Annotated in this window: 10 protein-coding genes, 1 pseudogene and 2 CRISPR repeat arrays; all 11 genes and pseudogenes read left to right on the top strand. The window is 37.3% G+C overall.

The genetic code is table 11. The features are described 5' to 3' along the window. Nucleotides 1-167: 167 nt before the first annotated feature. The 11 genes and pseudogenes from FB379_RS05275 to FB379_RS19185 all read left to right on the top strand — a co-directional run bounded on the left by FB379_RS05275 (nt 168) and on the right by FB379_RS19185 (nt 13984). Complete coding sequence (locus tag FB379_RS05275; protein WP_144597306.1) at nt 168-614, top strand: aminoacyl-tRNA deacylase; 447 nt, start codon at nt 168-170, stop codon at nt 612-614. Nucleotides 615-1799: 1185 nt separating this feature from the next. After that, nucleotides 1800-3767 carry a TIGR02556 family CRISPR-associated protein gene (locus FB379_RS05270; RefSeq protein WP_144597304.1) on the top strand — a complete coding sequence of 656 codons (1968 nt, stop codon included), beginning with the start codon at nt 1800-1802 and terminating at the stop codon, nt 3765-3767. 182 nt (nt 3768-3949) lie between these two features. Next, complete coding sequence (gene cas7b / locus FB379_RS05265; protein WP_144597302.1) at nt 3950-4888, top strand: type I-B CRISPR-associated protein Cas7/Csh2; 939 nt, start codon at nt 3950-3952, stop codon at nt 4886-4888. 15 nt (nt 4889-4903) lie between these two features. Beyond that, nucleotides 4904-5638 (top strand): type I-B CRISPR-associated protein Cas5b, encoded by a 735-nt coding sequence (gene cas5b / locus FB379_RS05260; RefSeq protein WP_144597299.1) that lies wholly within the window; start codon nt 4904-4906, stop codon nt 5636-5638. Nucleotides 5639-5683: 45 nt separating this feature from the next. Then, a complete protein-coding gene (gene cas3, locus FB379_RS05255) occupies nt 5684-8167 on the top strand; it encodes a CRISPR-associated helicase Cas3' (RefSeq protein ID WP_144597297.1) in 2484 nt (827 codons plus the stop codon). Continuing rightward, nucleotides 8155-8667, top strand: a complete 513-nt coding sequence (cas4, locus tag FB379_RS05250; protein ID WP_242009294.1) for a CRISPR-associated protein Cas4 — start codon at nt 8155-8157, stop codon at nt 8665-8667. The genes cas3 and cas4 overlap by 13 nt, the downstream gene beginning before the upstream one ends. Further along, nucleotides 8667-9674 (top strand): type I-B CRISPR-associated endonuclease Cas1b, encoded by a 1008-nt coding sequence (gene cas1b, locus FB379_RS05245; RefSeq protein ID WP_144597295.1) that lies wholly within the window; start codon nt 8667-8669, stop codon nt 9672-9674. The genes cas4 and cas1b overlap by 1 nt, the downstream gene beginning before the upstream one ends. Before the next feature lie 8 nt (nt 9675-9682). Then, the gene (cas2, locus tag FB379_RS05240) at nt 9683-9946 is read left to right on the top strand and encodes a CRISPR-associated endonuclease Cas2 (protein ID WP_144597293.1); all 264 of its coding nucleotides are present in this window, start codon (nt 9683-9685) and stop codon (nt 9944-9946) included. Between the two features lie 9 nt (nt 9947-9955). Continuing rightward, nucleotides 9956-10702, top strand: a complete 747-nt coding sequence (gene cas6, locus FB379_RS05235) for a CRISPR-associated endoribonuclease Cas6 (RefSeq protein WP_144597291.1) — start codon at nt 9956-9958, stop codon at nt 10700-10702. Between the two features lie 199 nt (nt 10703-10901). Beyond that, nucleotides 10902-11470: a CRISPR direct-repeat array (repeat unit 30 nt; unit sequence GTTTTTATCTTAACTATGAGGGATTGAAAC). Between the two features lie 722 nt (nt 11471-12192). Next, entirely contained in the window at nt 12193-13062 is an 870-nt protein-coding gene (liaG, locus tag FB379_RS05230) for a LiaG family protein (protein WP_242009293.1), read from the top strand. 313 nt (nt 13063-13375) lie between these two features. Next, nucleotides 13376-13984 (top strand): annotated as a pseudogene (locus tag FB379_RS19185) (transposase). 424 nt (nt 13985-14408) lie between these two features. Further along, nucleotides 14409-14904: direct repeats of the CRISPR family, unit length 30 nt; unit sequence GTTTTTATCTTAACTATGAGGAATTGAAAC. Nucleotides 14905-15153: the final 249 nt, after the last annotated feature.

Raw genomic sequence — 15153 nt, 5'->3', positions numbered from 1 at the left:
TTTACTCGCAACAATCCCCATAAAGTTCCATTCAACTGTATTTCACTTCTTTTTGTAAAGAAAACCACTTTTCAAAAGGAAATTGGATTAATATGTGGAAGTAAGCTGTTGGCAATTAAATTGTAGAAGAGGCCGTTTCGTGGAATTTGTAATAGGAGGGCTTACTTATGGATCATTTAAAAAGCATTTTACAGGAAAATAGAATTCCATTTGACATCCTTTATCACGAAAATCCAATTCGCACAGCGCAGGAAGGCGCGGATTTTTTTGGAATCGAAATAGGTCAGACTGCTCCTACATTGATACTTAAGTCTGACAAAGGCTATTTTGCAATAATCGTTTCAGGAGGACGCGGTCGTGTGAATCTGGAAAAAGTGTCCGAAATCTTGGGATGCAATCAATTAAAAATGGCACCCCCAAAAGAAGTCCAGAAGATAACGGGATACACTGTCGGCAGCGTTCCTTTAGTTGGTCTTTCTTTGCCTTGTATAATCGATAAAGAACTTTTTCGCTATCCGTTCATTTACGGAGGAACGGGAGAACCAACCTCAACACTGAAAATACCTCCTCATGCTTTGGAACAACTGAATCAAGTTGTCGCTTTCTTAGGTTAAAGTGTTGCTGTTGTAAGTAAATTTCCCGCCTCGTACGATAAATTCGATATTCTCTGCAATTTGAAGAATAAAATAAGATTTAAAAAGAATTAGATATGTCTATTTCTTTTGTGTTAGGAAATGTTGAAGTGGTAGAAAGCATAAAAAACTTGATAACACCGATCAATAAACGAAATAGAACGAGGAAAGATTCATAAAGCCGTGCCTTATCTGTGTTTATAGAAACTACTTTTAGTACATGGCTGTTTCAAATAAGAAAATAAAAGGTTAGAGAATACATGAATGTTCGGTAACATTTTTTATATCCCAATCCTACTTCTTATGTGCATCATATTGTATTTTTAATAATTTGCAACTGGCTTGTTTAAATATTTCATTTAATATATAATACAAATTATAGTTATCATTTTCCATATCTTAGCTTATTAAAGCATTGAAACATTGATAATGTAATTATTATCTTACCTACTTAGGACTAAATATAATTTTCATAGCAAAGATGATGTATAAAAATTTTTGTGTCAAGCATTTGGCTAGACCAAATTTATGATTCATATAAGCAGTATTCAGAGTGTGATGTACACGACCAATACCATGAGGTGAACGATCAAGTAGTATCCAAGATTTGAGAAATAGGTAAGGTGAAAGTTAAGAGGATTTGTCGAAGCACAGAAGGCCCTTCAACGTATGTATGTTTGAAGAATATTTTAATCATAAAGGAATAAGGAAATTTTCTCTTCTTACAAAAAAACTGAATATTCAGTCTTTTTTTTTGGTGAAACATATCTCTATTGATTCCAAATCGTTTCAGAGATATCTTATTTTCATAAATAACAAAAAATTCTTGACATTAATTTTCTGAATAAATAAAATTTAATTGAAAATGTAATTATATAAAAAAATGAGGAGGTGTAAAAATGTTTGAAAGAACAATTGTTAATATGTCGACTATATCAATTATAGAAGAGGGAAATGGTGTAAGGAAAATATCGAAAAAGTTTACTTACATGAAGAAATAAAAAAGGATGATTGGATATTTAGAAGACATTAAGCCAGTTTAGGAAATTATTTGTATTTTTGAACAAAATGTTAAATTATACAAAAAATATTGAAATAAAAGATAGAATTGGTAGAATTTAAACGGATTGTAAAAATTTATATTTCTCTTTAAAGGAGGTGCAGACGGTGATAAAAACGATTTACACCCTTGGAAATAAGTATTTAACCGAAGAAAAATCTCTTATTCAAGCAATAACGCTGCCCATTGCAAGATCATATGGCACAACTAAATATGTAATTATTGTGGACTTTTCTATTAAAGATAAAAAAGTCAAAATAACGCCAAAAGAAATAAGCGAATCGACCTCATTAGAGTTGCTATGGATTGGTACAGCGGATGGAGCAGCGAGCCCACAATGGTTTGGAACGGTGAGCAATGTCGAATATTTGCTTAGTCAAACAATTACAAATCTTCTCGAACGTTGGAATCAAGAGGATTCCTACTATTCTCTTTTAAAAAAAGCACAAGATGTTTTTTTCTTGGATCTTGGCGCGGCCAAAAAATCAGACGAACGATACCGCTATGTTTTTAATCCAGCATATGTTGGCGGCGAATTGACGGAAAAAGAGGCGAAAAAAGCGGTTAAGGAAGCAGCGAAGCAGTTTCAAGCTTTTATTGAAAAAGAAGCCAATGTTAGCATCAAAGATGTCCTCTTGTATTCTCTTGCCATTGACGGACAGCTCGTCGTATCGCAACCAGAATATGAACGACTCGTTATCGCTGAGAAACTAAGTGTATTTGAAGAGGCGAAAAAGGGAGTATGCGCCCTTACAAACAAAGAAGACTTTGTGACAGGAGAAACGACAAAACTGAAATTTAACTACTACATAAACGATAAAATCAGCTTTGCGAGCGATCTAGAGAAAAAATCATTTGTCAAAAACTTATCCATCAGCAAAGATGCTTATCAGGCAATTATGGCAGGGGAAGCGTACATTCTCCGCAACTTTAATACTCGTTTCAGTGACCTTCCTTGTTATATCATCCCAGACTTTTTATATGATGTGCCGTTTGAAAATGTCCCGCTTCAAGATATTAGTGAGCACATTCATCAGTTTGTCCGCACTGTCAAAACGGTTGAAACAGCGGAAGATTTGCATCGGGAAATAGAAGATTACAAAGAATTCAATAATCAAATGGACAACCATATTTCGTTACATTTTCTTTTTTACACAAAAGCGCAGTCAGCTTTAAAGGTGAATAAACTGTTATCCGATGTTCCGCTCACTCATTTGCGCCGACTAGGTTACGAGATGCGAAAAGCAGGGGAAATAGGACAACACTTTTTTGGCAATGAAAAATTCAATCTCGGCTTGGAACCAATCTACTACTTAGTTCCGATGCGTGTTCAACGCAGGGAAAACTTTGAAAAACGTAAAATTTTACAAGTATACGAGTCGCTTTTGACAAATAAAACGCTTTCATACCAATGGCTGATCACGCAATTTGTGCAGCTTGCCAAAGTTCATATGTATGCTAACTATAACCTTTATCAATATAGTAACGACAAGGAAGAATCCAATGATTTTCGATTAGTGAATGCAATGGTGCGAGCGCAATTGTTCTTGAAACTGTTGCAAAACCTTAACTTAATTAAGGAGGAAAGGGAGATGGCAAAGGTAACATATGACTTGTCTGATGCCCACATGGTCGAATATATGGAAACCATGAATTATAACGTCGCGCAAAGTTCTTTATTTTTACTTGGGTATTTAATTGCAAAAATTGGAACTGAACAAGTTCGTAGAGCAAAAGAACGTGCAGAAGCGTTTGGACAAGTCCGAAGCGGCAAAACAGTAAATAAGCCGATTTTATCGAAGATTAATTATCATGGTATGAATAGGCAAAAACTGATCATGCTTTCAAACGAAGTATTTGAAAAGCTGAGACAACTGAAAATTGCTTCTTTGCAAATTGAAGCTGTTTATGTGGAACATAAACGTCTCTTTGATTCAGCATTGCAGGGAAAATGGAATTTAAGTGATCGAGAAAACGTTTTTTATTTGCTTTCAGGCTACGCATATGGCACAAAGCGGATTTTAAACAGCAGCAAAAAGGATAATTCCGACCCTGATTTTGAAAATGAAAAATAAAGTATTACGAATGGAAAGGAAGAAGAGATTCCCCAAATACTGCGAAAAGTCCAATCCTGTATAAGATGAGGGGAGCTCTTCCTTCCAAATAGTAAACAATTGGTCAAGGCATTTGGATAAACTGCAAAATCTCTTAAAAAATCATTTCTAACATTAATTATACACGAGGAGGAATGAAAAAAATGAATAATAGCGATATTTTATTCCTTTATGATGCAAAGTTAACAAACCCGAACGGCGATATTGATGAAGAAAACCGCCCGCGCATGGATTATGAACGTTCATTAAACTTAGTGAGTGATGTGCGTTTAAAACGATATATTCGCGATTATTTGGAACAGCTCGGAAACGAAATTTTTGTAGGTAAAGTCGATGGAGAAACGGTCAATGCGACAGAACGCATTAAGCGTTTATTTGAGAAAAAGTATGATGGAAAAGTGAACCTTAATAAACTATCAAAAGAGGAACAAAACTGGATGCTTGAGCAATTTACTGATGTCCGCATGTTCGGTGCGACAATGCCGATTAAATCGGAGGATAAAGGAAGCTCCATGACGTTTACTGGTCCGATTCAGTTTAACTGGGGCTACTCGTTAAATAAAGTCACGCTTGTCGAATCGGCAAGTATTACCTCACATTTCGGTTCCGATGATAAAAATGACGGCGGTACTATCGGCAAAGACTATCGTGTCTATTATTCATTTTTGGCGTTTCATGGCATCATAAGCGGTCATCGCGCGGTGCATACGAGATTGACCGAAGAAGATGTCAGTTTATTTGATCAAGCGGTTGTTAAAGCGATTCCATTGAGCGCAACACGAAGCAAAGTCGGACAATACCCTCGTCTTTACTTACGTGTAGAATATCATTCTCCTGAATTTATTGCCGGCGATTTGAGAGATTTGGTGAGTTTAGAGGAAACAGAAGGGCTGCGCAGCATTTCCGAAGTTAATTTGCATGTTGATGCACTTGTGAATAAACTTTTGGAAGTAAATGGTGAAATTGCCCGCATCCATTACTGGCAAGATTCTAATTTATTGTTGAATTATGAAGGACAAAAAGGGATGCTAACAGCTCTTCTTCCATCCGAGTTGGCGGATAAACTCGTTCCTGTATTGTAAAAAAGGGTGACGTTTATGAAGATACTTATTTTTGACCTTATCGGGAAGATGGGACATTTCCGAAAAATCGATACGAACTCATCTTCGCTTTCGTACTCCTTTCCGCCGCGAACAACGATTGTTGGCATACTCGCTGGTATTTTAGGAATGGAGCGCGACAGTTATTATGAAGTGTTTTCACCGAATCAATGCCAAATTGCGCTATCTGTTCGCACGCCGATTCGCAAAGTGATGCAAACAGTCAATTATATGTTTGTAAAGTCAAAAGCCCATTTAAACAATAGCGGAGGACATACGCAAATTCCCCTTGAGTTAGTGCTTCCCGGGGGAGAAGAAGCCAATGTGCGGTACCGCATTTATTTTTCCCACTCTGACCGATCTATCTATGAAAGCGTGAGGGGAAGAATCCAATCAAGCCGATATGTTTATCCGCCGTATTTAGGGCTTTCTGAATTGCTTGGACAGTTAAACTGGGTTGCCGAAGCAGAGGGAACGGTAATGGAAAGTCGTGATGCGGTGCCGATCCATTCTGTTGTGCGAATTCCTAATTTGCGTGAGCGATCGATCCAATTTTCAAAGGAAACTCGCTTTTTAAAAGAATTTATGACACGCCAGTTTACAAATGAGCGGATGATTCAAGAAACAGACTATTACTTGTTTGAACAATCACGGCAATTCATCGCGATTCCGGCTGTACCATATGTATCCGTTGCTTATGGGGGAGAAAAAGAAAACATTTTATGGATGTAAGGCAGCGGTGACCTCATCGCTGCTTTATTTCTAGGGGGGAAGCATATGTATTTGTCTCATAATCATCCAGAGAAAAAATTGACTGTACATTTAAAGGAAGTATACGAATATTTGCAAGATATGCTTAAGCATGTGCCGTTGTCTAAGGGAGATCGAGCGACGCTTGAATATATAGGAAAAATTGTTGCGGTGTCACACGATTTCGGTAAATATTTATCATACTTTCAGGATTATTTGCAAACAGGTGAAGCAAGGGGAGATTTACATCATCATTCCTTTATTTCTGCCGTGTTTGCCGCCCATCTTTTGCGCCATCCGGTGAACTTAAATGCTTCTTGGTTTGAATTTGCCCCGCTATTAGGCTACTTCGTCGTTATGCACCATCATGGGAATTTGCGCGATATTTCTTTAGATGTAACAAAATCGCGCCATATTGCAGAAAATACCGTGCAAGATTCATTATATTACCGAGTCATTACATTAAAACAGCAAATCGATGATATAAAGAACCATGCTTCTGCGATTGTGGAAGATTTATCTCCTTTATGGGATGAACTGTCCATTCCATTGTCCCTTTCTGAAAAACTGCACAACTTCCTTCAAGACTATGAAAAAACGTTCGATGAGGTATACCGCCAATATTATTTGATCGATAAACGAAGAAAACAAGAATTGACGAGGGAACTTTATTATTATGTGCTATTGCTATATTCTGTGCTTATTGATGCGGATAAATTATCGGCGGCTAACATCGAACGGAAACCGCGTGTTCACATTCCAGCTCATCTTGTTGACCAGTACCGCGAAGCGAATTTTGATGTGAACGTGACAGAAGGAACGAACGGGTGGCGCAATCGGATGTACAACGTAGTGATGGAACGAATAGAGGGGCTTTTTAAAACAAAACCAGAACAGCGATTGTTCACATTAACGGCGCCGACGGGAGCGGGAAAAACGCTGCTGTCGCTTTCGGTTGCTTTAAAATGGCGCGAGCAAACAGAACGACAGCATGGATATACCCCAAAAATTATTTACGCTCTGCCGTTTACAAGCGTTATCGATCAAAATGAAAAAGTAATCCGTGATTTGTTAAGCCAGTTGGATGATTTTCATGCAAATGAGCAGCGGTATTTAGTTAAGCATCACCACTTATCTGCGTTTCAATACAAAACTGAATACGAGGAACTGCCTCTCCGCAAAGCATTGTTGCTGACGGAAAGCTGGGAGGCAGAGCTGATTGTCACGACATTTGTGCAATTGTTTCATACACTGATTGGCTATGAAAACCGCGCGTTAAAAAAATTCCATCAAATTGCCGGGAGCATTATCATTCTCGACGAAATCCAAAACGTGCCGATTGAGTATTGGCCTTTGTTGCGTTCCGTGTTGTACAAAATGGCAGAATTGTTTTCCTGTAAAATTTTGTTGTTAACAGCAACGCAGCCGCTTATTTTCCCAGAAGGTGAAACGGTTGAACTTTTGGAGGCGGAAATGGTAAAGCCAATTGACTTTTTTAAAGAAATGGAACGGGTCGAGCTTCATTGGCTAGGAGGGGATAAAGGCGCATACAGTCCCGAAGAATGGATGGAACTGTTTCAAAACCGTTTTGAAGATGGAAAAACTTATTTGGCGATTTTTAACACAATTAAAACATCGATTGAAATTTATGAAGGGATAAAAGAATGGCTAAAAGAACGCGGTTATGACGTAATCTACCTTTCTACAAATATTGTGCCTTGTGAGCGGAAATGCCGCATTGAACAAATAAGACAGTTTTTAAAAGAGAAGAAGAAAGTTGTTGTTATTTCAACGCAAGTTGTCGAAGCAGGAGTCGATGTTGATTTTGACGTGGTGTATCGCGACTTAGGACCTATTGATTCCATTGTCCAAGCGGCGGGACGCTGCAATCGTAACGGAAAGTTACATGGACTTGGCAAGGTTTATATAACGCCAATTGAGCGAGATGGAAAGTTAGAATCACAATATGTGTATAAGGGTGTTCATACAAATATAGCGAAGGAAGTGCTACCGAAAACACCGGTATCTGAGCATCAATTTTTTGATATCATTATGCAATATTTTACTGAAGTGCGCGGCAAAAAATCGTTCGATGCTTCCGATGGGATTATAAGTGCGATTGAAGAACTAAAATTTGATACAAAAGATAAGTCGGGAAGGAAAAATAAGCCCAAATATGTATCGGAATTTCAATTGATTGAAAACGCGCATCAAGCAGTGGATGTGTTTGTCGAAGTAGATGATCAAGCGATGGACATTTGGCAGCAATATATTCAGCAGGTGATTGAGGAGAAAGACTTAGAAACTCGGTTTGAAAACTATTTGCGTTTGAAAAAAGACGTGCGCCAATATGTCATTTCCGCTCCGATTAAACTTGTAAAGAATCTGGATCGGGATTTATACGAAAAAACGAGAATGATTCATTTATCCAACGATATACTAAACCAATATTACAACAGCGAATATGGACTGATTCGCTCAAGCGAGATGGTGGATGCATGGACTATGTAATGGATGTAAATGGAACACATATTTGGTACTACTTCATCTGCAAGCGCGAGGTTTGGCTGATTACACATCAGATCGCCGCCGACCAAGAGGATGATAACCTCGAAATTGGCCGTTTTATCTCGGAAACAAGCTATCAGCGTCAGAAGAAAGAAATGCTGATCGGCAATATTAAAGTGGACCGCATTCGCCGCGAAGGGGATACGCTTGTTGTCGGTGAAGTAAAAAAATCATCCACATATGAAAAAAGTGCCTATTACCAATTATTGTTTTATCTTGACACATTGCGAAAAATGGGAATTGAGGCAAAAGGGGAGCTTTTATTTCCAAAAGAAAAGAAAGTAACGAAAGTGGAATGGACAGAAGAAGGAAAAAAAGTATTGGAAGAGGCGATAGCTGAAATTCGCCGCATTGCCCGTTTGCCTGTACCGCCAGAGCCAAAGAAAATAGGATTTTGCCGAAGCTGTGCCTATCGTGAATATTGTTTTGCGGAGGAATCATGATGAAAAAGACGCTCTATATTTTTCAAAGCGGCGAACTAAGCCGCGAAGACAACAGTATTTGTTTTGAGACAACTGAGCGTAAACGGAAGCTTCCTGTTGAAGATATCAATGATATTTATATTTTTGGAGAAGTGAATGCAACGAAGAAGTTTTTAGAACTGATGGCACAAAAAAATATCTGCATTCACTATTTTAATCATTACGGCTATTACACGGGAACGTTTTATCCGCGCGAGCATTTAAATGCGGGTCACGTCATTTTAAAACAGGCCGAAGCGTATTTGAATCCAGAAAAACGTCTTGCTTTAGCGCGAAAATTCATTGAAGGTTCGATCGGGCAAATGATACAAGTGCTGAAATATTATCAAAACCGTGTTAAAACCAATAACGAGAAGTTTAAGGAAATGATTTTGGATTTCCAATCAAGCCGGGCGAAACTGGAACAATGGACAAGCGTCGAGGAAATGATGTCGACAGAAGGGCATATACGCGAGAAATATTACAGCATGTTTGATGATATTTTAAACCATAACCGAGACTTTTTGTTTGAAAAGCGCTCGAAGCGGCCGCCGCTCAATCGTTTAAACGCAATGATTAGTTTCGGGAATCAGATTTGCTATACAACGGTGCTAAGTGAAATCTACAAAACGTATTTAGACCCGCGTATCGGATTCTTACACGCGACTAATTTTAGAAAATTTTCTTTAAACCTAGATGTTGCGGAAATTTTTAAACCGATTATGGTCGATCGCCTCATTTTTACTCTTGTAAATAAAAAGATGATTACGAAAAAAGATTTTGACAAACATATGGAAGGAATTTTGTTATCGGAGGAGGGGCGGAGAAAATTTATCGAGGAATTGGACAAGCGCATGAAAACAACAGTCAATCACAGGCATCTTGGTAAGTCTGTCTCATACCGTCGTCTCATTCGTCTCGAGCTTTATAAAATTCAAAAGCATCTTCTCGGCGAAAAAGAATATGAGCCGTATCGCTCGTTATGGTAGGTGTTGCTATGTTTGTGATACTAGTCTATGATTTTGATAAAAAACGTGTCGCGAAAGCGTTAAAGATCGCAAGGAAATATTTATATTGGGTGCAAAACTCGGTGTTGGAAGGGGAAATTTCCGAAGCAAACTATGTAAAGTTAAAAATGGAGCTGGCGAACATCATGGATCCCGATACAGATTCTGTAGTGTTTTATACGTTTCGCACGCAAAAATATTCGAAGCGGGAAGAGATGGGATTACGCAAAGGTGGAGAAGACAACATTTTATAGGAGGAACAGATGAGGCTTACGATTCGATTTAGACCAAAAAATGGAACCCTTATATTACCTATCAACTATGAAGAAGTATTGCAAGGATTTTTATACCGCTCCATTCAAGATTTTGACCTTGCGGATTTTTTGCATAACGTTGGATATACGAAGGAAAAGCGGCGGTTTAAAATGTTTACATTTAGCCGTTTGTATGGAACATACCGCATTCATCGTCATGAGAAAAAAATCGAGTTTTTTGACCAAGTAACATGGTATGTTTCTTCTATGTTAGATTCGCTTATTGTGGATTTAGCGAGAAACTATTTATTGAAAGAACAATTCATGTTAAACGGACAGCCGATTCATATCGAGGAGACAGTGGTAAAACCATTAAAGATCGCGGAAAAACATACTTATCAAATTCGGATGCTATCGCCACTTACGGTTTATAGCACTTATGAAAACCGATACGGTGAAAAGCGAACGCATTTTTTCTCGCCGTTTGATCTTGTTTTTTCAGATATGGTAGAGAAAAATTTTTGCAATAAGTTTCAAGCCTATTTTCAAGAACAGCCAACAGAGAGAGTAACTATTAAGCCGATAAAAGTAACGGAAAAAGATAAAGTTGTTACAGCGTTTAAAGAGTTTCGTATCAATGCATGGAATGGAACTTACGAAATTCAAGCTCCGCCTTCTTATTTGAAATTTATGTATGACGTCGGCATCGGGGCCAAAAATTCACAAGGATTCGGTATGTTTGAAATCATAGAATAGTTTTCTTTCTTTGTCGTCGATCCTCAATAGCGCACTAATCCCAGGGGATCGACGACACTTCATTTTTCAGAGTAACGATATAAAAAATACAGAAAATACAAGGAAAACAAAGAATTGATAAAATTGACTGTTTACGCTAAAATGAAAATAACAAAATTTCCATTATTATCAAAACCTTGCACCATCAATGATTTTTTGGGTTTTTATCTTAACTATGAGGGATTGAAACCACGACTTACGTATTAGACTTCGCGAAAAAAATAGGTTTTTATCTTAACTATGAGGGATTGAAACGCAGAAACAGCAATTTATCGTTATCCACGAGGTGGGGGTTTTTATCTTAACTATGAGGGATTGAAACTTCGCTCCCGGAGATTCTGTACCGCGCCCGGTGTAGACGTTTTTATCTTAACTATGAGGGATTGAAACTATCGAGAGTGAAATAAAAGCTAAAATCAGAGAAATGTTTTTATCTTAACTATGAGGGATTGAAACTTTTTTCAGACGGAGCCGGGTGAGCCGGGTCTTCTAGCGTTTTTATCTTAACTATGAGGGATTGAAACGATAATTATCGACATCTTTGATTCTTTCCGACCAATAAAGTTTTTATCTTAACTATGAGGGATTGAAACAGAGAAAGGAATGAAAAGCAAGTGGCACCGGCAAAACAGTTTTTATCTTAACTATGAGGAATTGAAACTCACCAACAACCAAAACCTCAAGTCTGGATGTACTTTCGTTTTTATCTTAACTACGAGGAATTAAAACATTTTACATTGACAGTGTTTTCTGACTCCAGCGCAACATGTTGATTCTTCTGGATTTTAATGACCAGGATGATGATGGAATTTTGCTTGACATCCTGTAGGAAAGTACTAATAGTCGAAAAATGGGAGTACAATATCACTTGGCTTTAGACGCATCAAGACCATATTTTTTATTGTACGGATTAGAAACTTACGGTATACGGGGTCTTCCCTCATTACAATCACGTAGTGGGGGACAGGCCCCATAATCATTTCATCATAAATAAGTCTCAAGACTTAGTTGAATATACATTTGAGGTCCATTTTGGAAAATCACTTTTCTCTGTATTCTAAGGAAGAGAAAAGTAATTGAATTTGTTTTTCCATTAAATTCATTTAATCAATCCAGCTTGAAGTTTTTGGATAATAGCTGTTTATGAGGCTAAAAATCTTCTCTAAAATAAGAACGCGAAAAGGCTGTGGATTTGGAGAGTCATTGCTTTTTTTGTATTTGTTTAGGCGAACTTCTTGCACTAGGGATTTGTTAATGAAGCTGTTTCATTGACATGTTAGTATGAAAATTCGCAATATGTGGAAGAAGACTATGTAAAATTCTAGTCAAAATATTTTGTATACAAGGGGAGGATCGGTGCTACTTTGTTGCCCCTTGCTGAGCGGAGTGCTAAAGGATAAACAAATCAAGTGATAAAGCTGCGAAAAATTTTTGGGAAGGAAGGGAAAACATTGAAAAGATTTTTTGCGATTCTGTTGGGTATCATCGGATTTATTGGTTTATATATTATCTTTTTGAATCCAATCAATTTTAGTTGGTGGCCTTTAGGAAATCAAAGAACCCAGTCCGTTACATCAGAGGGAATTGAAATGATTGAAATTGATGCCTCAGGTGTTAGCACAACGATTATTCCGGAAAATCGAGAAGATTTAAAAGCTGATTTAGATGGAAAGGGAAAGCTGATTGTTAAACAGCATGGAGACAAAGTAAAAGTAAGTGCGAAACAGAAATGGAAATGGTTTGGGTGGTTGTTTCATAACAAGGCAAGATTGAATATTTACATCCCTGAAGATTATGATCGAAACATGGCTATAAATCTTGGCTCCGGGAATTTGAATTTCTCTGGCCTTTCAAAAAATGAACCGATGAAACTAGATGAATTAATATTAGATATAGGCTCGGGAAAAGTCAACCTGAAGAATGTATCGGTTAAACATTTTGAGCATGATAGTTCATCGGGGAATGTCGATATAGACTCATTAACGACAGAAACAGGATCATTTGATATTAGTTCTGGAAACCTCAAAGTAAAGCATTATATCGGAGCTATTGAGGCTGAGCTATCATCTGGAAATTTAAATATACAAATGGATGAATTAACAGATTCAGTTGATATTGAAGTAAGTTCAGGAGTGGTGGATCTTAATCTTCCGACTGATGCTGACTTTACTTTAAACGGAAAGACAAACAGCGGCAATATAACATGTGATTTTCCGCTAACTAGCAAAAAAATAGATAATAAAAACATCAAAGGTACCCATGGGTCAGGTGAACATCCTATCGACGTAAGCGTATCAAGCGGCAACATTAAAATTTATTAAAATGATGTGAAAAAGCGTTCATTGATTAACTAGGGAAGCAAGAATGATGTCTATCTCTTTAATAAAATACTTAACAAGTGCCGCACTCTTAAAATATTAAAAGTCAATAGAAAAAGGAAGCAGCCTAAACCTTCTATATTCGTGTTTTAGGCTGCTTTTTAAATAAAATTTCTCTTCTTATCTTTGAATAGCTGAGCACCAATAATTTGATGATGTATAAAAGTTTGTGTAAAGCATTTTGCTAGACCAAAAGGAAATAGGGTATTCTCTGATTTGGACAAAAACACATTCCAGAGAAAGGAGAACCCTGCCTATGTCTAAAAGTATACCGAATGTAGACTGGGCAAATCAACTGGAAAGTGTTATTCGTCAGTTTGTAAAGGAAAAATTAGAACTGATCATGCGAGAAGAAATGAAAAGTTTCCTCGAAATTGAACAGGCTGGAACGAATGGACTACCGGGGCTGGAAGAAGCCTTTAAAACTGTTTATCCGAAAGCCGATGTGCAGCGTTGTGTCGTTCACAAAGTCCGTAACACACTCAGTCGTGTTCGAAAAAAAGACCAATTTGAAGTGGCAGAAGATCTCAAACTGATTTTTTGCGCACCGAATAAGGAAATAGCGTTACAGATGTTTCAACTGTTTTGAGTCAAAATGGTCGAGCACACTTCGAATACTGCTTGGATCATTCATAAAGGTAAGAAGGACATCCAACTCATTTCCCCAAGATTGAACTTCTCTCGGATACTTGAGATTCGGAAACGTCTAAAGCCGATGAACAGTTTGAGCAGTTTAGAAGCCGCGGAAAAAGTCGTGTATTTGACTGTTCAAGATTTTAATGAGAAATGGGCAGGGCGAAAGTTGCGAGGATTTGCCGAAGCGCATGAAACCCTTCAACGAATGTTTGAAGAACGTTATTGTTAACTAAATATTGTAAATAAACAAAATAAGGGGATTCTCCCTTTCCACACAGGAGACTGAATATTCAGTCTCCTGTGTGGAGGAAATATCCCTCTCTATTCTAAATCCATTTCAGAGATACCCTATCTATCTTACATTACACAAAATTCTTGACGGTACCTAAAATTCAAAGTTTGTTATGAATATATAAAGTAATTTTCATTATCCAATATAAAATGAAATCTCATTTCTTAAAAATTGTCGTCGACCTCCAATCGTGCAAAAATCCCGGGGGATCGACGACACTTTCTTTTTTAGAGTAACGATGCAAAATCTGCAGAAAATAAACGAAAAACAAAGAATTGATAAAAATTCCTGTTTAAGCTAAAATTGAAATAACAAAATTTTCATTATTATCAAAATCTAGTCATATCAACAACTTTTTGGGGTTTTTATCTTAACTATGAGGAATTGAAACTTCAATCATGCCAATTAAGTCTTGCGATCGAAAGAAACGTTTTTATCTTAACTATGAGGAATTGAAACTAGACTTAGAAGGAAACGAATACCCAGTGCAAGCAACGTTTTTATCTTAACTATGAGGAATTGAAACAACAAATGCACTTTTGCAATTTGTGAAAAGGGAATGTGTTTTTATCTTAACTATGAGGAATTGAAACATTGTAAATCGGTTAACGATGAGCGAGGATTTGCTGGTTTTTATCTTAACTATGAGGAATTGAAACTGCGGAGATCAAAGCACTTGCAACTGGAAATCCACTGTTTTTATCTTAACTATGAGGAATTGAAACGAATTTCTACCTTAATCATTTCGTAAACGGTCTCCTGTTTTTATCTTAACTATGAGGAATTGAAACGGGTTCGGATTCGGATTCGGCTGCGGATTCGGCAACGTTTTTATCTTAACTATGAGGAATTAAAACTGTATCAGACCGCAAGAAAGGCTGAAGCAACTCTTCGTTTTTATCTAACCCATAAGATTTGAAACAATAATCGATATCACACGATAAAAGAGTAAGAAAAGCTCATAGACAAATAGATGGAAAGTTTTTTGTACAGTAAATAATCCACCTGCAGGAGGGCTTCCTGGTAATCCATATGGTTGTAGGTACGTTACGATACCCAGCATTTGATGATGAAGAATTAAGCGAAAAAGTTGAATTTAAACCGTT

Origin of the sequence: Aeribacillus composti (assembly GCF_007827555.1) — a bacterium.
GTDB lineage: Bacteria > Bacillota > Bacilli > Bacillales > Aeribacillaceae > Aeribacillus > Aeribacillus composti.
The sequence above is the reverse complement of the archived record's forward strand: the minus strand, read 5'-3'. Positions and strand labels throughout refer to the sequence as shown.